17 protein-coding genes are annotated in these 19679 nt (G+C 68.1%); 14 read left to right on the forward strand and 3 right to left on the reverse strand.

Features of this window, described 5'->3' with window-relative positions:
• Positions 1–122: 122 nt before the first annotated feature.
• The 12 genes from hisI to K6142_RS15580 all read left to right on the forward strand — a co-directional run bounded on the left by hisI (position 123) and on the right by K6142_RS15580 (position 12916).
• Positions 123–524: a phosphoribosyl-AMP cyclohydrolase gene (gene hisI, locus K6142_RS15525; protein ID WP_190246022.1), complete on the forward strand. Its 402-nt coding sequence runs from the start codon at positions 123–125 to the stop codon at positions 522–524.
• A complete protein-coding gene (gene hisG / locus K6142_RS15530) occupies positions 524–1405 on the forward strand; it encodes an ATP phosphoribosyltransferase (RefSeq protein ID WP_190246021.1) in 882 nt (293 codons plus the stop codon). Before hisI ends, hisG begins: the two co-directional genes overlap by 1 nt.
• A gap of 293 nt (positions 1406–1698) precedes the next feature.
• The gene (locus tag K6142_RS15535) at positions 1699–2649 is read left to right on the forward strand and encodes a shikimate dehydrogenase family protein (protein ID WP_223380933.1); all 951 of its coding nucleotides are present in this window, start codon (positions 1699–1701) and stop codon (positions 2647–2649) included.
• A gap of 177 nt (positions 2650–2826) precedes the next feature.
• The gene (locus K6142_RS15540) at positions 2827–3621 is read left to right on the forward strand and encodes a polysaccharide deacetylase family protein (RefSeq protein ID WP_223380934.1); all 795 of its coding nucleotides are present in this window, start codon (positions 2827–2829) and stop codon (positions 3619–3621) included.
• Positions 3622–4717: 1096 nt separating this feature from the next.
• Positions 4718–5917: a spermidine/putrescine ABC transporter ATP-binding protein PotA gene (potA, locus tag K6142_RS15545; RefSeq protein ID WP_012613078.1), complete on the forward strand. Its 1200-nt coding sequence runs from the start codon at positions 4718–4720 to the stop codon at positions 5915–5917.
• Entirely contained in the window at positions 5904–6872 is a 969-nt protein-coding gene (gene potB / locus K6142_RS15550) for a spermidine/putrescine ABC transporter permease PotB (RefSeq protein WP_190245633.1), read from the forward strand. Before potA ends, potB begins: the two co-directional genes overlap by 14 nt.
• 1 nt (position 6873) lies before the next feature.
• Entirely contained in the window at positions 6874–7674 is an 801-nt protein-coding gene (potC, locus tag K6142_RS15555; RefSeq protein ID WP_012613076.1) for a spermidine/putrescine ABC transporter permease PotC, read from the forward strand.
• Positions 7675–7712: 38 nt separating this feature from the next.
• A complete protein-coding gene (locus K6142_RS15560) occupies positions 7713–8750 on the forward strand; it encodes an extracellular solute-binding protein (RefSeq protein WP_190245635.1) in 1038 nt (345 codons plus the stop codon).
• A gap of 611 nt (positions 8751–9361) precedes the next feature.
• Positions 9362–11089, forward strand: coding sequence for an aldehyde ferredoxin oxidoreductase C-terminal domain-containing protein (locus tag K6142_RS15565; protein ID WP_190245632.1), 1728 nt, complete (start codon positions 9362–9364; stop codon positions 11087–11089).
• A 78-nt stretch (positions 11090–11167) separates the two neighbouring features.
• Entirely contained in the window at positions 11168–11395 is a 228-nt protein-coding gene (locus K6142_RS15570) for a MoaD/ThiS family protein (protein ID WP_012613073.1), read from the forward strand.
• An 18-nt stretch (positions 11396–11413) separates the two neighbouring features.
• Positions 11414–11752: a MoaD/ThiS family protein gene (locus K6142_RS15575; protein ID WP_223290433.1), complete on the forward strand. Its 339-nt coding sequence runs from the start codon at positions 11414–11416 to the stop codon at positions 11750–11752.
• Between the two features lie 288 nt (positions 11753–12040).
• Positions 12041–12916: a ThiF family adenylyltransferase gene (locus K6142_RS15580; RefSeq protein WP_190245631.1), complete on the forward strand. Its 876-nt coding sequence runs from the start codon at positions 12041–12043 to the stop codon at positions 12914–12916.
• Positions 12917–13011: 95 nt separating this feature from the next.
• Here the strand turns inward: K6142_RS15580 and K6142_RS15585 are convergent, their stop codons facing one another.
• Positions 13012–14643: a glycosyltransferase gene (locus K6142_RS15585; protein WP_190245630.1), complete on the reverse strand. Its 1632-nt coding sequence runs from the start codon at positions 14641–14643 to the stop codon at positions 13012–13014.
• 175 nt (positions 14644–14818) lie between these two features.
• Positions 14819–15058, reverse strand: coding sequence for a hypothetical protein (locus tag K6142_RS15590; protein WP_190245629.1), 240 nt, complete (start codon positions 15056–15058; stop codon positions 14819–14821).
• A 465-nt stretch (positions 15059–15523) separates the two neighbouring features.
• Between K6142_RS15590 and K6142_RS15595 the strand changes: the two genes are divergently transcribed.
• Both K6142_RS15595 and K6142_RS15600 read left to right on the forward strand, forming a co-directional pair.
• On the forward strand, positions 15524–16498 hold the full coding sequence (locus tag K6142_RS15595; RefSeq protein ID WP_223290432.1) for a methylated-DNA--[protein]-cysteine S-methyltransferase: 975 nt from the start codon (positions 15524–15526) through the stop codon (positions 16496–16498).
• Between the two features lie 321 nt (positions 16499–16819).
• Positions 16820–17719: a DMT family transporter gene (locus K6142_RS15600; protein ID WP_190245627.1), complete on the forward strand. Its 900-nt coding sequence runs from the start codon at positions 16820–16822 to the stop codon at positions 17717–17719.
• A 176-nt stretch (positions 17720–17895) separates the two neighbouring features.
• On the opposite strand, the gene K6142_RS15605 is transcribed toward K6142_RS15600, so the two are convergent.
• Positions 17896–19608 carry an FAD-dependent oxidoreductase gene (locus K6142_RS15605; protein WP_190245626.1) on the reverse strand — a complete coding sequence of 571 codons (1713 nt, stop codon included), beginning with the start codon at positions 19606–19608 and terminating at the stop codon, positions 17896–17898.
• Positions 19609–19679: the final 71 nt, after the last annotated feature.

The raw sequence follows: 19679 nt of genomic DNA on the forward strand, positions 1-19679 counted from the left end.
AGCGCTTGTCCGCGTCCGTCAGGCCGCGTTCCGGCAGTCTTTTCGGGGTCCTGCCCCGGCAACCTTTTTGGGGCCTTGCCCCGCAACCCCTTGGGGGAATTCCCCGCGCGAGGACATCGCACATGGCTCAGGCTTCCGACGCCGCACAAGGCTTCCGTCCCGATTTTGCGAAAATGAACGGTCTCGTGCCTGCCATCGCCCAGTGCGCCGCCACCGGCGAAGTGCTGATGATGGCCTGGATGAACGAAGAAGCATGGGACGCCACCCTCGCAACCGGCGAGGCGCATTACTTCAGCCGCAGCCGTGGCCGGTTGTGGCACAAGGGCGGCACGTCGGGCCATACCCAGCATATCAAGGCCGTGCGCCTGGACTGCGACAGCGACACCGTGCTGCTGCTCGTGGATCAGAAGGGCGGCGCGGCCTGCCATGAAGGGTACCGCAGCTGTTTCTACCGAGAGCTTACGGACGGCGAACCCGTCATCTGCTCGCCCCGCGTGTTCGACCCCAAGGAGGTCTACAAATAATGTCCGGCAACAACATGCTGAAGATCGGCATTCCCAAGGGCTCGCTCGAAGAAGCCACCGTGAACCTGTTCGCCCGCTCCGGGTGGAAGATCCGCAAGCATCATCGCAACTACTTTCCGGAAATCAACGACCCGGAACTGACCGCGCGCCTCTGCCGGGTGCAGGAAATTCCCCGCTACCTCGAAGACGGCGTGCTCGACGTGGGGCTGACCGGCAAGGACTGGCTGCTGGAAACCGGGGCCGACGTGGTCACCGTGTCCGACCTGATCTACTCCAAGGTCAGCAACCGCCCGGCCCGCTGGGTGCTGGCCGTGGCCGGCGATTCGCCCTACGTGCGACCGGAAGACCTTGCCGGGTGCACCATCGCCACCGAACTGCTGGGCGTTACCCGCCGCTACTTCGAAGACGCGGGCATCCCCGTCAAGGTGCAGTATTCCTGGGGCGCCACAGAGGCCAAGGTGGTGGAAGGCCTGGCCGACGCCATCGTCGAGGTCACCGAAACCGGCACCACCATCAAGGCCCACGGCCTGCGCATCATCGCCGAGGTGCTGCTGACCAACACCGTGCTCATCGCGGGCAAGGCCGCCTGGGCCGACCCGTGGAAGCGCGCCAAGATCGAGCAGATCGACCTGCTGCTGCAAGGCGCGCTGCGCGCCGATTCGCTGGTGGGCCTGAAGATGAACGTGCCCGCCCACAATCTGGACGCCGTGCTCGACCAGCTGCCCAGCCTCAATTCGCCCACCGTGGCCGGGCTGCGCGACAGCACCTGGTACGCCGTGGAAATCGTGGTGGAAAACGACCTCGTGCGCGACCTCATTCCCCGTCTGCGCTCCGCCGGTGCCGAAGGCATCATCGAGTACTCGCTGAACAAGGTCATTTAGAACCGGGTACATTGGGTTAAGAATGAACCGGGGAGGGGACCTTTTGCGGCAACCGTTAGACGAGCGCATCGCGCGAGTCTTACGGATGGCGACCGCAGAGCGAAAAAGGTCTCCCTCCCCGGACCCCGCTTTGCTGTCCTCATCCGTAATGCTCGAAGACTCGCATAACGGCTGAGGCTCCCCCCTAAAAATTGCCACTGCGGCGGTCAGTCTGGATATAAAAGGCAGGGGCCTCGCAGTGGTTCTGGACATTTGCCCCTGTGTGAAAGGGGCCGTCCGCCGGAGGCCGTCCCATGCCCGCACATCCGTTCCTGCCCCGCGAACTCTACGGCATCATCGGCCATCCCCTCGGCCATACCATGAGCCCCCTGCTGCACAACTGGGGCTTCGGCCTGCTGGACATCCCCGCCGTGTACATGGCCTGGCCGCTGGAGCCGGGCCACGTGGGAGATTTCATCACCGCCGTGCGCACCCTGCCCATACGCGGTGCCAGCGTCACCATTCCCCACAAGCAAGCCGTGCTGCCCCTGCTGGACGGCGTCAGCGAGCGCGCCCGCGCCGTGGGTGCGGTGAACACCCTGTACTGGCGCGACGGCCAGCTGCTGGGCGAAAATACCGACGTTACCGGCTTTCTGGCCCCGTTGCGCCAGCGGGCGGCAGCAGGGTGGCGGTGCGAAAGGGCGCTGGTGCTGGGCAACGGCGGCGCGGCCCGCGCCGTGCTGGCCGGCCTGCGCGAGCTTGGCCCCGCCGGTGACGGCGTGGTGGGCGCGGTGGGCGTCACCGGGCGCAACGCGGAAAAGGCCGCCCCGCTGGCCGCCGAGTTCGGCGCGGAAGGGGTGGACTGGGATGCGCGCGTCCACTGGGGCGCGGACCTTGTGGTCAACACCACGCCCATGGGCATGTCCGGCGAGCGACAGGGCGACACCGCATTTCCGGCACAGGGGTTTGCGGCGCAGGGAGTTGCGGCGGCAGGGGGAGATGGACGGCGCGGTCTGGCCTACGACCTTGTCTACAACCCGCTGCGCACCCGCTTCCTGTCCGAGGCCACCGACGCGGGCTGGGATACGCAGGATGGTCTGGGCATGTTCGTGGAGCAGGGCCGCGAACAGTTCCGCCTGTGGACCGGGCTGGAACTGCCCGCCGAAGGCGCGCGCACCCTGGTTGCCGTGGCCCTTGGGCTGGGCGACGTGGCCGTGGGCCGCGTCTGCGGCCAGTGCGAACTGCCCGGTCTGGGCAAGGGCTAAGGCATGGCCGCCGCAGGCATGCCGGGCCGCATGGTGACGCAAGCCGTGCCTGGACATGCCTCCGTCGCCATCCCGTGTCCGGGGGGCCAGTCCGCATGCCGTCTCGCGTGGCGTCTGTCTGTTCTGCTGTTTGCGCTGCTGTTTCTGTCATGCGCTCCCACCGTCCGGGCAGCGCGATTGGGGACAGCGGCGGAACCATCCCTTGCTGATCTGCCCCTGCCGGAACTGACGGCCCGCCTCGCGGCCCGCTACGGCGGGCAGCAGCCAGCCCAGTGGGGGGCGGCCCTGCCCGGCACGCTTACCCGGCTGCCCAAGTCCGGCGCACCCAAGACCGGCGCACCCAAGACCGGCCCGGTCACCATGGCCCTGACCTTTGACGCCTGCGGCGGCGGGTATGATGATTCCATCATTGCCCTGCTGCGCGAACTGCGCGTGCCCGCCACCCTGTTTCTGGCCGGGCCGTGGCTTGCCGCCCATCCCGCCGAAGCCGCCGATCTGGCCGCCGACCCGCTGTTCGAGATCGCCAACCACGGCGCGCGCCACCGCCCCGCCTCGGTGACCGGGCGGGCCGCCTACGGTATCCGGGGCACCCGCTCCGTGGCCGAATTCGTGGACGAGGTGGAATCCAACGCCCGGCGGCTGGCCGCCCTCACCGGTGCGCGCCCGCGCTTCTACCGGGCCGCCACCCTGTTCTGCGACGAGGTGGCCGTGCGCATCGCGGCGGACCTTGGCCAGACCGTCACCGGCTGCACCGTGGCGGCGGACGCCGGGGCCACGCTGCCCGCGCCTGCCGTGGCCCGCAACCTGCTGGCCGCCCGCAACGGCGGCATCCTGCTGCTGCACATGAACAAGCCCAATGCGGGCAGCGGCGCGGGGCTGCGCGCGGCCCTGCCGGAACTGCTGCGGCGCGGGGTGCGCTTCGTGCGCCTGTCGGATGCGCTCGGGGAGCCGGGCGCGGCGGGGGCTCGGTGACAGGGCACCTGGGGCACCGATTCAGCAATCGCAAATTCTCATGTGGGCGGGTGCGCGCGGGAACGGTTTCCTGAGCCATGTCCCATGTGGCGTTCATGCCGAAAAAATGCCAGGATTATTAGGAAAAACAGGTAAAAATTTTGGCGGGAGGGGGTGCGGAGGAGGATGCTCCTTTGCCCCGGCCGGCAGGTGAGCGCAACGCGCGAACCGTATGGATGAGGACCGCAGAGTGCCAAAAGGAGCCCTGCCCCGCAGAAATGCCGGACCTCCCCCATCCCCCTTGCCGGTTCTCTGCCACACTCCCGCCGCGCGGGGGTGTTTTTTTGCTTGTCACCCCGCTCCCCGCATGGCACACAAGGCCCGAACGACCACCTTCCAGCCCGCGCCCGCCTAGGGCGCGCGGCCCGTTCCCGACCCGGCGCATGACGTCACTCCCCGACGCCATTTCATGACGCCACTTCATGCCCACCATGAGGGAAGACGACGCATGATACGCTGCTCGCAGGTCATCCTTTCATCCCGGCCGGTGCACCGGGTGCGCAATCTGGGGCTTCGCCGCTCCGGTAACGCCCGAACGCCCGTGGCCGGCGATGCCGGCCCTGCGGCCCCGGCGCTCCGGTAACCGGCGCGCCCTGCATCCCGTAGCGTAGCGATTTCGTCCCCACCCACTCCCCGAAGCCTTGCCGTGCCGGTTTCCGGTGCGATGCGCCCCGGCGCACCGGCATCGCCCGCGCCGTTTCCCCGTGCAGCCCCCGTGGCGGCATGCAGCGGAGGCGGCGGATGCATACGGCATCCGGCCCCCGGCGCCGGAAGGCATCGGGATGCACGTTTCGGCATCACGCATTCACAGGCAGCGCGGCATGTTCCGCGATAGGGCCCGCATCCGGACGAGCTCCGGGCGGTCGAAAGGCCCGACATCCGGCCCGACATCCGGACAGGCATGCGGCCCGGCATCCGGCCCGAGACGCGGCCCGGCATGCAGGCGATACCAACGCTGCCGCCATGCAGCGCACCCGAACTCCGGACCTCGGCCTCCCGGTCTCACGGTCCGCAGGGGTCCGGGGGCAGCTCCCGACCACGCAAGCAAGAGGCGACGATGGCAGAACAGGATCACATCATCGAGTTGCGCGGCGTCACCAAGACGTTCGAAGACACCGTGGCGCTCGATTCCATAGACCTCACCATCCGCAACGGCGAGTTCCTGACCCTGCTGGGGCCGTCGGGCTGCGGCAAGACCACCATCCTGCGTCTGGTTTCGGGCTTCGAGCAGCCCACGTCGGGCGAGGTGCGCATCAACGGCCAGGTGGTCAACCGGGTGCCCCCGGAACAGCGCCAGGTGAACACCGTGTTCCAGAATTACGCGCTGTTCCCGCACATGACCGTGCGCGACAACGTGGCCTTCGGGCTGAAGATGCAGGGCGTGGCGGCGGACGAGACGGCCCGGCGCGTGCTGGACGCCCTGCGCATGGTGCACCTGGAAAACTTCGCCGACCGCAAGCCGCGCCAGCTTTCCGGCGGGCAGCAGCAGCGCGTGGCCATTGCCCGCGCGGTCATCAACAACCCGCTGGTGCTCCTGCTGGACGAGCCGTTCAGCGCGCTGGACTTCAAGCTGCGCAAGCAGATGCAGCTGGAAATCAAGCACCTGCAACGACAGCTGGGCATCACCTTCGTGTTCGTCACCCACGATCAGGAAGAAGCCTTCGCCATGTCCGACCGGGTGGTGGTGATGAACGAGGGCCGCATAGAGCAGATCGGCGCGCCCAAGGAAATCTACGAGGAACCCGCCAACATGTACGTGGCGCGCTTCGTGGGCGACATCAACGCGCTGCCGGGCCGCATCGACGCCGTGCGCCTGGACTGGTCCGCCGCGCCGGGCACGCCGCTGGCCCCGCCCGCGCCGGGCACGCCGGAACACGCCGCCCTGCCGCCGGACCTGAAGCCCGGCGAACACCTGTACGACGCCACCGTGGGCGGCACGGTGTTTCCGGTGCGGTCGCGCCGCAGGCTGGCCCCCGGCGACGGGGTGCAGGTGCTGCTGCGGCCGGAGGATCTGCGCATCGACCGCATTGCGGTTGCCGAGACCCCGGACTGGCCGCACCTGTGGGGCCGCATCGAGGAATCGGTGTACAAGGGCGCCACGGTGGACCTGGTCATCACCCTGGACGACGGCCAGCGCCTGATGGCGGCGGAGTTCTTCAACGAGGACGACGAGGACATCAACTACAACCCCGGCGAGCGCGTGGCCGTAAGCTGGGTGGACGGATGGGAGGTACTGCTGCCCGATGACGCAGCGTAGACCCTTCCGCACCGCCAGCATCGCCGTGGTCTGGTTGTGGCTGGGGCTGTTCGCCCTGTTGCCCAACCTCGGCCTGCTGCTGGTCACCTTTCTGGAGCGGGGCGAGTCGGACTTCGTGCGCCTGGTGTTCACGTGGGACAACTACGCCCGCCTCGCCGACCCGGTGTTCATCAGGATACTGGGCGAATCGCTGTGGCTGGCCGCCGCCAGCACCCTGGTGTGCCTGCTGATCGGCTACCCGTTCGCCTATGCCGTGGCCACGGCCCGGCGCGGGCTGCGCCCGTGGCTTCTGCTGCTGGTGGTCATTCCGTTCTGGACCAACTCGCTCATCCGCACCTACGCGCTGATCATCATCCTGAAATCGCAGGGCCTTGCCTCCAACGTGCTGATGGCCCTGGGGCTGGTCAGCGAGCCGGTGTCGTTCATGTACGGCGAATTCGCCGTGTTCACCGGGCTTACCTACACGCTGCTGCCGTTCATGATCCTGCCGCTGTACGCGTCCATAGAAAAGCTGGACAAGCGGTTGCTGGACGCGGCCAAGGACCTGGGGGCCAGCAGCCTGCGGGCCTTCTGGCACGTCACCCTGCCGCTGACCCTGCCGGGCATCGTGGCCGGGTGCATGCTGGTGTTCCTGCCTTCGCTGGGGTGTTTCTACATTCCGGAAATCCTGGGCGGGGCCAAGAGCATGCTCATCGGCAACTTCATCAAGAACCAGTTCCTGGTGGCGCGCGACTGGCCGCTGGGCGCCGCCGCCAGCACCATCCTGACCGTGCTGCTGGTGCTGATGATCATCGGCTACTGGCTCAGCAGCCGCCGGGTGGCCCTGCGCGAACGCAAGGGCGCGGACACCGGGGCTGCCACCGCGGGCCGCACGCCCGATGCGGCGCAGGCAGACGGCGACGACGGCATGACGTCCGGCGCGCATGGCGCGCATGACGCGCGGGGGAGGGCGTAACATGAAGTCGCGCACCCTCCGAACGCCGTCGACGCTGCGCACCCTGCGCACGGGGCTGGTCTGGCTGGTCTATGCCTTCCTGTACGTGCCCATCCTGGTGGTCATCGTCTATTCCTTCAACGACGCGCGCTACACCACCGAATGGAAGGGCTTCACCCTGAAGTGGTATTCCGCCCTGGCCGCCAACGGCCCGCTGGTGGACGCCGCGCTGAATTCGCTGTCCGTGGCCACCCTGGCCGCCACCATCGCCACGGTGCTGGGCACGCTGGCGGCCATCTGCATCCGGCGCTACCGCTTTCCGGGGCGCAAGGTGCTGCACGGCTGCATTTACGTGCTCACCGTGTCGCCAGACATCGTCATGGGCATCTCGCTGCTCATCTTCTTCATCGCCATGGGGGTGCAGCTGGGTTTCTGGACCCTGCTGGCCGCCCACGTCACCCTGGCGCTGCCCTTCGTCACCGTGACGGTGCTGGCGCGCCTGGCCGAGTTCGACGAGCAGCTCATAGAGGCCGCGCGCGACCTTGGCGCGTCGGAATGGCGGGCCTTCCGCCACGTGCTGCTGCCCCTGGCCGCGCCCGCCGTGGCGGCGGGGTGGCTGCTGTCGTTCACCCTGTCCATGGACGACGTGCTGGTGAGCTTTTTCGTCACCGGCCCCACCTTCGAGGTGCTGCCCCTGCGCGTCTATTCCATGGTGCGCCTTGGCGTGAAGCCGGACATCAACGCCCTGTCGGCGGTGATGTTCACGGTAACCATAGTGCTGGTGCTGCTGGCACAAACCCTGACCAGGACGAGGAGGAAATGATGCGCACGAAGCTGCACGCGGCCCGCGCCGCGCTGGTGATGGTGGGCCTTGCCCTGGCGGTGCTGGCGGCGACGCTGTTCGCGGGCCCCGCCGTGGCGGCGGAGGAAAAGGTGCTGCACGTCTACAACTGGTCGGAATACGTGCCCCAGTCGGTGCTCGACCGGTTCACCAAGGAGACGGGCATCAAGGTGGTGTACACCACCTACGAATCCAACGAGGCCATGTACGCCAAGATCAAGCTGCTGAAGGGCGTGGGCTACGACGTGGTCGTGCCGTCCACCTACTTCATTTCCATGATGCGCGACGACGGGCTGCTGTCCAAGATCGACAAGTCCAAGCTGAAGAATTTCAAGAACCTTTCACCCAAGGTGCTGAACCAGCCGTTCGACCCGGGCAACGAATACTCGGTGCCCTACATGTGGGGTTCGGCGGGGCTGATGGTGAACAGGAAGGTAGTGGACCCGGCCTCCATCACCAGCTGGAACGACCTGAACCGCCCCGAATTCGCGGGCAAGGTCATCCTGTCCGACGACCAGCGCGACTCCATGGGCGTGGCCCTGAAGGCGCTGGGCTACTCGGTGAACTCCACCAGTGAAGCGGAAATCAAGGCCGCCTACGAATGGCTGAAGAAGCTGCTGCCCGCCGTGCGCGTGTTCGACGTGACCGCCAGCAAGCAGGCCTTCATCAGCGAGGAAGTGGCCGCGGGCCTGATCTGGAACGGCGATGCCTACATCGCCGCCAGCGAGAACGAGAACCTGGTGTACGTCTACCCCAGGGAAGGCGTGCCCCTGTGGGTGGACAGCCTGGCCATTCCCGTGGGGGCCAAGCACAAGGACAACGCCCACAAATTCATCGACTTCCTGCTGCGGCCCGACGTGGCTAAGGAATGCGTGGAGGAATACAACTATTCCACCCCCAACGTGGGCGCGCAGAAGATCCTTTCGCCCGAGCTGGCCAAGAGCCGCATCACCTCACCCACCGACGCGGACCTGAAGAACGCCGAGTTCACCAACAGCGTGGGCAATGCGCTGGAGATCTACGAGAAGTATTGGGAGATGCTGAAGACGGGCAGCTAGCCCGGTTTTCGCGCCCGGCCCTTCCCGGCCCCCGCCGTTTTTCGGCGGGGGCCGGTTTTTTTTCATCTGGCGCGCCGGGCCCGCCTGCGAGCCTTTGGCGCGCCCTGGCGGGGTGACGGCCCGGAAGAAGCCGGGGCATTGGGGTAGTTGGAGTGTTTCTTACCAGCACAGACACAGACAAACCGGAACAAACAGCAGCGCGGGCGTTTGCGGTGCCTGCGCTATCGCATGGGGTTGGGATGTGGCCGGGACCAACGTTTTTACCCGTGGAATGCGTCAGGGGTATCGTGGAGAACAGAGTAATGTGTCACCATTGACATAGTAAGGCATTTCGGAATGTGGCGAAAATGCATCCTATGTCATGCAAGGCATAAATTGACACCATGGCATGCCATAAATAGTGAGAGTAAAGGCAGGTGTTGCGTCACGCCTGTACGCAACGGGTCGCCGCGCGGGCGGCAGCCTTCCGTCCGCGCGCCCCGTTCTGGTGTTGCAGATGCGGTGGTGTCGGCCATGCATGCCGTATGCGGTTGCACGCGGCAGGGAGCATGGCGTGGTGGCGTTGCCGGTTGGCGGCGCGTGCCTGTCCTTACACAGCAACGGAGGCTGACATGGCGAAATTCATACGCATTGACATGGGTTCGAGGACTGCGGAGATCGGGGCGTGTCCCGAAAAGTATGCCGGGCTCGCAGGGCGCGGCCTGACGTCCATGTTCATCGCCGACGAGGTGAAGCCCACCTGCCATCCCCTTGGCAAGTACAACAAGCTGGTCTTCGCCCCCGGTTTTCTCACCGGCACCAGCGCGGTCAACTCCGGTCGCATTTCCTGCGGGGCCAAAAGCCCCCTCACCGGTGGCATCAAGGAAAGCAACAGCGGCGGCAGCTTTTCGCAGAAGATGGCCCGCCTGGACATCAAGGCGCTGGTGTTCGAAGGCCTGCCCGCCGACGGCAAGTACGCCGTGGTCAAGGTGGACAAGGACGGCGTGACCTTTGACGAGGCCCCCGCCGAAATCATGGGCGCGGGCAACTACGACGCCATCAAGGTGTTGCAGGACAAGTACGGCCCCAAGGTGGGCGTTGCGCTCATCGGTCCGGCGGGCGAGATGAAGCTGACCGCCGCCAACATTTCCTTTGCCGATCCGGAAGGCAACATCCGCAGCGCCGGGCGCGGCGGGCTGGGCGCCGTCATGGGTTCCAAGGGGATCAAGGCCGTGGTCATCGACGACGCGGGCGCGCCCGCCGTGCCCATCGCCAAGCCCGAGGAGTTCAAGAGCGCGGCCAAGCGCTTTGCCAACGCCCTGACCACCCACCCCGTCACCGGACAGGGCCTGCCCAAGTACGGCACCAACGTGCTGGTGAACATCCTGAACGAGGCGGGCGGCCTGCCAACGGAAAACTTCCGCCGGGGCCGCAACGAGTGGGCCAACAACATCGGCGGCGAAACCATGGCCGCCACCATCGAGGAACGCGGCGGCAAGACCACCCACGGCTGCCACGCGGGGTGCGTCATCCGCTGTTCGCAGCACTACGTGGACAAGCAGGGCAAGTACATCACCAGCGGCTTCGAGTATGAAACCATCTGGGCGCTGGGGGCGGACGCCGCCATCGACGACCTGGACGCCATCGCCTACGCCGACCGCGAGTTCGACGAGGTGGGCATCGACTCCATCGAGACCTCGGTGGCCGTGGCCGTGGCCATGGACGCGGGCGTCATCCCGTGGGGCGACGGCAAGGCCGCGCTGGACCTGATCAAGCAGATCCGCCAGGGCACCCCGCTTGGCCGCATCCTGGGCAGCGGCGCGGCAGCCGTCGGCCAGATGTACGGGCTTACCCGCGTGCCGGTGGTGAAGAACCAGGCCATCCCCGCCTACGACCCGCGCGCGGTGAAGGGCGTGGGCCTGACCTACGCCACCACCCCCATGGGCGCCGACCACACCGCCGGGTACGCCGTGGCCACCAACATCCTGCGCGTGGGCGGCTTTGTCGACCCGCTGGGCAAGGAAGGGCAGGTGGAGCTTTCGCGCAACCTGCAGATCGCCACCGCCGCCGTGGATTCCACCGGCATGTGCCTGTTCATCGCCTTCGCCATCCTGGACATTCCCGACGGGTTCAACGCGCTGGTCGACATGATCAATGCGCGGTATGATCTGTCACTGACCGGGGACGACGTGACCGCCCTCGGCAAGACCATCCTGAAGGCCGAACTGGACTTCAACCGCCGCGCCGGGTTCACCAGCGCGCACGACCGGCTGCCCGAGTTCTTCGAAGAGCCGTGCCCCCCGCACAACACCGTGTGGGACTTCACGGACGAGGAAATCGACAGCGTGCTGGCCTTCTAGACACATGTGGCTGCGTGGCCGCCCCGAAGACGGGGCGGCCCGTGGCATGACCGGCAGTACGGAGCAGGCGGACGACCCATGATCATCACCGTGAAATGCTACGCCACGTTGCAGCGCTTTCAGCCCGGGAGCGGGGAGGAATTTTCCCTGCCCGGCGGCGGAACCGTGCATGACGTGGTGCTGGCCCTGGGCATCGCGCCGGAAGAGGTGGCGGTGATCTTCGTCAACGGCCTGCATGCCCCCATGGACAAGGCGCTGGCCGAGGGCGACAGGCTGGGCCTGTTCCCGGCGGTGGGCGGCGGGTAGGCGCGGAGCGGAGGAAACATGGCCGACCATGCACGGCACGGCGAAGGGGCAGGGCGGGATGCCGTTCCCGCTACCGGACCGGACACCATCGAACTGCGGGCGTTCATGGGGCTTGCGGAGCTGTTCCGTATGCGGGGCTGGCCCGTGCCCCTGCAGGTGCGTGTCCATCCGGGCACCACGGGGCCGGAGCTGCTGCGCCAGCTCGACATCGCCCCGGAGCAGGTGGAGGTGGTCTTCGTCAACGGCAAGGCGGTCAGCCCGGATCTGGCCGTGATGTCCGGCGGGGACAGGGTGGCCCTGGCGCCGCCCGGCGTTCCGGGGCCGTACCGGGTGCTGCTGGGCTTTCGCAAGATGTAGGATGTTTCCGGTGGCGGGTCCGGGCGGCCAAGGTGTCTGCCAAAGCGGCCTGTGGATGCTGGTGGATGTCAGCGGATGCCGGGTAACCTCACCCGTTCGTCAGCCCCGCACCTTACGGTGGCGGGGCTTTTTCTGTACATGTCGCCTGAAGGCAAGGCGGGAATCCCGGCCTGTGCCTGAGCCTGTCGGGGCATGAGAGGGCGTGCGGGTGCGGGGCTTGCCGGTTGCTGCGCGCCCCGGTCCTGAGCCACCCCATACAGATGTCACCCCGTACCGAAAGAGGTCGCCGTGGATTTTTCCGACATGTTGCGCCAGGCGCTGGAACGGGCCGCGGTGTCCGGCACCCTGCCCGACGGCAGCCCCGTCCGGGTGGTGCCGCACGGGGCTGCGGATGGTGCGGCCCGAGAGGCAGGCGTGCCCCTGCGTCAGGCCGAAATCGTGGCGCTGGAACTGGGACTGGTGCCGGAACGCTACCTTCGCAACTTCGCCACGCTGGATTGCGCGGGCCAGGCCCGGCTGCTGCGCGCCCGGGTGGCCCTGGTGGGGCTGGGGGGCCTTGGCGGGCATATTCTGGAGGGGCTGGCCCGGATGGGCGTTGGCCAGATCCGGGTGGCGGACCACGACGTGTTCGAACCCACCAATCTGAACCGCCAGTTGCTGGCCACCCAGGCGGAGCTCGGTGCGCCCAAGGCGGATGCCGCCGTGCGCCGCGTGGCGCAGGTGAACCCGGCGGTGGAACTGGACGTGTGGCGGGGCAGGCTGGAAGGGCAGGACTTTGCGCGGTTCTATGCGGGCGTGGACGTGGCCATCGACGCGCTGGGGGGCGTGGCGTTTCGCCCGGCGGCAGAGTCCGGGGCCGCAGCTGCGGATGTGCCGCTGATCGCGGCCAGCGTGGCCGGGTGGACGGCCATGGTGGCCACGGCCCTGCCCGGCGAACGCGGGCTGGCCGGAATGTTCTTTCCCCACGGGCAGCCTGCGGCAACCCCGGCGGAAGACGTGCTGGGCTGCCAGCCCCCGGCCCTGCTGGTGGCGGCGGGGCTGGTGCTGTCCGAGGCGGTGCGGCTGGCGCTGGGCCAGCCGTCGCGGCTGGGCGGCCCCCATGGCCGGATGGCCGTGGTGGACCTGGCCACGATCAGTCTGGACCGGCTGTCGTTACGGGAGTAGCCGGGGGGAAAAACACTGCCCGGATGCCAAGGGCACACGGGCAGTGATGTTGTCTGGCGCGTTACGCCAACCGGGGGCGGGGAGCGGGGGGGGCGCTATGCATCCGGCGGCATCTGGGGCACCGCGTGGCGTGCGGTAAGCCTGCATAACGCGTCCAGGTGCTCGGCGAAGCGGTAGTAGAACTTCACGTCATTGCCCAGCACGTTGCCCATGCGGGCGGCATGCACGTTGCCGATGCCCACCCCGGACATCTGATGGTGTACGCAGGAGACAAGGCCGCAGTACGCCACCTCGAAGCCGTGCAGGCACAGATCCAGATCGTGGGCGATGTCGTCCATCTGCGAGGGCGAGAAGCGGATGTCGAAGTCGCGCACCGCATCCAGCGCGGCGCGGGTGAATACGTGGCAGCAGCCCATGACGGTGGCCGTGGGCCGGATGACGTCGTAGGTTCCGCCGTCGTAGTTGAAGCTGGGCGTGCCCAGGCTGACGCGCAGCAGCCCCGGCTGGGCCACGGAAACGTTGCGGTACAGGTACTGCAAGCGGCGTGGTGCGCCGGGAAAGACCGTCTTGGCCCCCACCACTCCGGCGCGCGGGTTGGCCCGCAGCACGGAGACCAGGGTGGACAGCCAGTCGGCGGGCACCTCCACGTCGTCGTCCAGAAAGGCCACGAAGGCCGCCTCGCGCCCTCGCGGGGTGTGCAGCAGCCAGTTGCGCGCCGCCGGGGCGCCCACGTTGACGGGCAGTTCGATGATCTCCATGCGCCCGCCGAACAGACTGGCGTTCAGCCCCGCCGCCATTTCGGCAGAGCCGTCGGTGCAGCCGTTCAGCAGCAGGGTGACGGAGGCGCCGCCCGTGTCCGACGCCGCCAGCGAGCGCAGGGTCTGCTCCAGCAGGTCGCGTTTGTTCCAGGAGTACAGAAAGACGGCCACGGGGCCGTGCGCAGGGGCAAGGGCGTCCGGCGGGGTGGCGAATGGGTGCTCCAGTTCGCGCAGGCGCAGGGCCACGGGTACCTGCATGGGGTCCAGACCCAGTGACGCCCGGTAGTAGTCCATGCCCGTCGCGCGGTCACCAGTGCGCACGGCCAGTTCCGCCGCGCAGTTCAGCCAGCCGGGGTCGTGTGTTCCGGCTGTGCGCGTGAGGTCGAGCAGTTCCATGGCCATGGCGTCGTTGCCGCACAGCATGCACGCCCGAAAACGCTCCCGGTCCAGCATGTCGCGCAGCAGGGGCGGGCAGCGCAGCCCCTCGTACCAGCCGCCGCCGGGCACGAGTCCCAGTTGCAGGTCCAGGAACAGCAGCCGTTCGGCCATGTCCACGCAAAACGGTATTTCGCGGAACAGCCGCAACAACACTTCGCGCGCGTCCGCGGGGGGCTGGTTGGCGGTCTGTTCCACCCGGTGGTGCAGGGCCTCCGGGGTGCGCACCTTGGCCATGGCCCGGATCAGGGGGGTGTCTTCCGGTGTGCCGTTCACGCGGGCGGCCAGGGTTACGGCCTGCTCGTCGAATGGCCGCAGCCGGGCAAGGGCGCGGATCAGCCAGCGCAGCCAGGTCACCTGTCGGGGTGTTTGCAGGCCGCCGGATTCTGCGGCCAGCCGGTTCAGGTAGCTGACGCACACCGATGCATCGAGCAGGAAGTTGCCAAGATGGTTGCGCAGGTGGTCGATGGCGTCATCGACGGTGAGGGCTTCCAGTTCCGTCTGAAGGCCGGGGGCGAGGTAGCGGTAGTACATGGCGGCTTGCGGCGTGGTGTTGGGGGGTGCGAAACCCTGCCGTGACAGGTGCCGCCATGCCCCCGGAGCGCGGATGAGCGTGAACGGGCACCGAGTGCGCGGACAAGGGGAACAGTCGGGACAATCCCGGTACGCATCGACGTGAACTCGGTACGCCTCGTCGTAATGGCGCCGGTCAGCGACCTCCCTTGTGCTTGCGTTGGCGTACCACGCCCCACACCTTGGCCCATTCCTGCTCGTAGGTGGAGCGGGCGGCCTCTTCCGCCTGTTCGCAGGCGGCGCGGGCGGCGTGTTTGGCGCCGTGGCCTTCCGGGGGGGCGCAGCCTGGTTCGTCGCGGCAGGTGTCGGCCAGGCGCGCCATGGCCTCGTCCATCTGCCGTTCCAGCATCGCCAGGTATCCAGCCTCGTCTTCCATGGTACCTCCCGGGCTGCCCTATGGCAGCCCCCATGGCGGCGTTCCGGCGCGGGCCGTTGCGGACTGGTCAGGACCGGGCCGCAAGGCCGTGCCGGGACGCAGGTTGCGCCCGCCAGCGGCAACATCCCAGAAGCATCATTCCTCGGAAGCATGCTTACGGGACGCATCCTTCGGGACGCGTCCGCCGGAGTGCTGACCATGGGTACCCCAGCCGTACGCACGACAGAACTCCATGTCCCTGCATACGCACATGGGGCTGCTCCGTCCATGTGGCCGTGGGTGTGTTGCAAAGGGACTTGCCGCCATGTTGGCGGGCCATGCTTGCGGATTCAAGCGGGGGCGCGGGCTGCGGGCAGGGGATGCGGCGGGATGCGTGGGCGGGAAGGCAAGGAAATTTTTTTGCCCGGCGGGGGGCAGCGCAAGATTCGGATGGAAAAGCGCACGCGGCGAGCCTATGTTGCCGTCATGGACACGCCCACCCGCCATATGGCCGCCGATCTGGCGACCGCAGTGACAGGCTCGACTGCCGCCTCTGGATCGATGGCCGCGCCGGGCACGACTGCCGCAACTGGCTCGCCAGTTGGGCCGGGCGAGGCCCTGCGGCCCGACGACCCGCGTCTGGCGTTGGTCCGCGCCGCCTGTGACACCCTGCGCCAGCGTGCCGAACCGGTGCCTCTGGCGGAACTGGCCGAGGCGGCGGGCCTGAGCCCCAGCCATTTTCAACGTGTGTTCACCCGGCTGGTGGGCGTTTCGCCGCGCGCCTACCAGCAGGCCTGCCGCGAACAGCGCCTGCGCGGCGCGCTGGAGCGGGGCGTGCCCGTGGCCGAGGCCATCTACGAGGCCGGGTTCGGTTCGCCCAGCCGGGTCTACGAGGATGCGCACGGCATGCTGGGCATGACCCCGGCCCGCTACCGCAAGGGCGCGCCCGGCAGACAACTGGCAGTGGCCGCCGCGCAAACGTCGCTGGGCTGGCTGGTCATGGCCGCCACGGAGGACGGGGTGTGCGCCATCGACATCGGCGACGACAACGATGCCCTGCTTGCCAGCCTGCAACGCCGCTTTCCCGGCGCGGAACTGCATACCCCCAGCCATGCGGTGCGGCAGTGGCTGGGCACGGTGGTGGCCTTCGTCGAGCACGGCGGCGCGCACCCCGCGCTGCCGCTGGACGTGCGCGGCACCGCCTTCCAGCATGCGGTATGGAGCGCCCTGCGCGAACTGCCCCCCGGCACCACTCTGGGATACGCCCAGCTTGCCGCCCGCATCGGCAGGCCCAGCGCCGTACGCGCCGTGGCCGCCGCCTGCGCTCGCAACCCCGTGGCCGTGGTGGTGCCCTGCCACCGCGTGCTGGGCCGCGACGGCGCACTCACCGGCTACCGCTGGGGGGTGGATCGAAAGGCCGAACTGCTGCGCCGCGAAGCCGCCCGAATGCCCATGGGGTAACGGTGCTGCGCCGTCGCCCGGCCATCCCCATCCCGCAACCCGGCTCGATCCGCCTTCGCTGCCCGCCGTCCACCGGTTGACCGCAAGGCGGGTCCGGGGGGACAAGACGGTACGGTACGGGGGCCGCAACGCCCCCGGCCAGCCCGCCGCCCGTGGCAGGAAGTCCCGGCGGCGACGACCGGCAAGGCGCAGGCCAGCCCCCCTCAGCACCCGGTGCCCCATGCCGTCATTACCGGCAGCTTCCGCGCGCTCCGCGTGCCGAGGCGCCGTCCCCCGTCGCCTTCGAGCGGGGCGGGTTCACGTTTTTCACCAAGAGGAACCATGCGTCCCGTCGATCTGCTTCGCCTGTTGCTGCTGGCCGCCATCTGGGGCTCGTCGTTCCTGTTCATGCGGCTGGTGGCCCCTGCGCTGGGGCCGTTGCTGACCGCCGAACTGCGCGTGTTGCTGGCGGGCCTGGCCCTGTTTGCCTGGTTCCGCGCCACCGGAACGGACCTTGGCCTGCGCGCCAACTGGCGCTTCTTCGTCATCGTGGGCACGGTGAATTCCGGCGTGCCCTTTGCCCTGTTCGCCTATGCCGCGCTGCACATTCCGGCGGCCTATTCCGCCGTGCTCAATGCCACGGCGCCGCTGTTCGGGGTGATCTGCGCGGCGGTGTGGCTGCGCGAGCGTGTAACCCCGGCCCGCGTGGCCGGGCTGGCGCTGGGCATCGCCGGGGTGGCCGTCATGGTTGGGGTGGGGCCGGTGCAGCCAACCCCGCAGATGCTGCTGGCCGTGGGCGCCGGGCTGGCCGCGCCGCTGTGCTACGGCCTTGCCGCCACCTACATCAAGCTGCACGGCGCGGGCATCCGCCCCGGAGCCGTGGCTGCGGGCAGCCAGCTGGGCGCGGCGCTGACCCTGCTGCCCGCACTGCCCCTGTGGCCCGCGCCCGCCATGGGCAACCCGGCCCTGCTCACCCCGCTGGTGCTGGCCTGCACCGCTACCCTGGCCCTGATCTGCGGGGCCGTGGCCTACCTGCTGTACTTCCGGCTGGTGGAGGACACCGGCCCGGCCCGCGCGCTGACCGTCACCCTGCTCATACCCGTGTTCGGCATGGGCTGGGGCGCGCTGTTCCTTGGCGAGCGCATCACCCCGGCCATGGCCGCCGGGGCCGCGTGCATCGTTGTGGGCCTTGTGCTGCTGCTGGACCTGCGCCAGCTGTTACGGGGGCGGGTGACGCGATAGGAAAAACAGGGAGATTTCCCTCTGAAGGAAAAAATGACGGCGGGCAGGATTCGTGTTTCCTGCCCGCCGTATTGTTCTGCGGAGATGGATGAGGGGGCTTCTTCCTTATGCGCCGCGCCAGCCTTGTGGCGTGACCGCCCGGAATGCGGACCTCGGAGGCTTTCGTACCCTGCGGACTAGATATCCGCCCCGATCTTGTGCATGGCCACCATGCCGCCCTGCACGTTGACGGTGTTGGTGACGCCCAGCTTGGTGAGCATCAGCTGCGACTCGTAGGCGCGCAGGCCGGTGTTGCACACCAGCACCACGGTGCGGTCCGTGGGAATTTCCGCGATGCGGTCGTGGATTTCCTCTTCGGGGATGGCGTTCCACTGGCCGGGGTACTTTTCGGCCAGCGGCTGCGAGTTGCCGATGAGCCGGGTGTCGATGAAACACACGGTGTCGTTGCTGGCGCGCTCGTTCCACAGCCGCTCGAACTCTTCCGGGTCGATGACGGCGCAGCGGCCTTCCAGGATGTTCTCTGCCACGTTGCCCGCCACGTTCAGGATGTCCATAGCCGAGGCGAACGGCGGCGAGTACACGATTTCGGCGTTGCTGATGTCCTCTATGGTGGGCTTGTCGGCCAGCAGGGTGGCCACGGCGTTGATGCGCGCGGTCAGCGCGTCGCCCAGGGTGGATACGCCCTGAATGCCCAGCACCCGGCGGGTGGACTTTTCCACCACCAGTTCCAGGGACATGATGGTCTTTTCCGGGTAGAAGTGCGCTCGGTCGAACTGTTCCACGTGCACGTTGATGGCGTCAAAGCCTTCGCGCAGGGCGGTTTCGATGGTCAGGCCCGCGCCGCAGGCCGAGATTTCGAACAGCTTGACCACCCAGCTGCCCACCGCGCCGGGGAAGGTGGCGTTGCCCCCGGCAAGATTGGTGCCCACCACGCGGCCCTGGCGGTTGGCCATGGACCCCAGCGGGAAGAAACCGGGCTTGCCGGTGATCAGGTTGGGGATGGTCACGCAGTCGCCGCCGGAATAGATGTCCGGGTCGCTGGTCTGCATGCGGTCGTTGACGATGAGCGCGCCGCGCGGGTCGGTATCCAGCCCGGCGGCCTTGGCGATGGCCGTGTTGGGCGACACCCCGGCGGCCATGATGACCAGTTCCGCGTCGATGGTGCGCTTGTCGGTCACCACGCGGGCCACGGCGCCGTCCTCGCCTTCCAGCCGCACCACCTTCTCGCCGGTCAGCACGGTGACGCCGTTCTTTTCCAGGTCGTGGCGCACCATGCGGGTGAGGGTGGAGGACAGGAAGCCGGGCATGAGCCGGTCGGTCAGTTCCACCACGGTCACGCCGATGCCCCACATGTCGGCAAGGGCCACGGCCATTTCCAGACCGATGAACCCGCCGCCCACGATCACCGCGTGGCTCACCGTGCCCGCAGCCACGGAATTGCGGATGAATTCCGCCTCTTCCAGGTTGGTGGCGGCGGTCACGCCTGCAAGGTCCAGCCCTTCCACGGGGGGGCGGTTGGCCCGGCTGCCCAGCGCCAGCACCAGCTTGTCATAGGAAAGGGTCTGCTGCTCGCCCGTGCGCAGGTGTTCCACCAGCACGGTCCTGGCCGCGCGGTCGATGGACACGGCGCGGGTTTCGGTCAGCACGTCCACGTCCTTGTTGATGCGGAAGAATTCGGGGTCGCGCACCACGTTGTAGGGGGTGGCTTGCAGCGCGTCGATGTTGTTGACCTCGCCCGAGACGAAATAGGGAATGCCGCAACCGCCGTAGGAAATGCGCGGCGACTGGTCGATCATGGTGACCTTGGCGTCGGGTTCGAGGCGCTTGAACCGGCAGGCGGCCTTGGGGCCAAGGGCAACGGCCCCGATGACGACGACGTGCTTGGACATGCTGAATCCTCCGTGGGCTGCGCGCGGGTGACGGCGCGTGGTGCGGCGCGCGGCACGGGGTCGCGCGTCTG

Origin of the sequence: Nitratidesulfovibrio sp. SRB-5 (genome assembly GCF_019931275.1) — a bacterium.
In the GTDB taxonomy this organism is placed as follows: Bacteria; Desulfobacterota; Desulfovibrionia; order Desulfovibrionales; family Desulfovibrionaceae; genus Cupidesulfovibrio.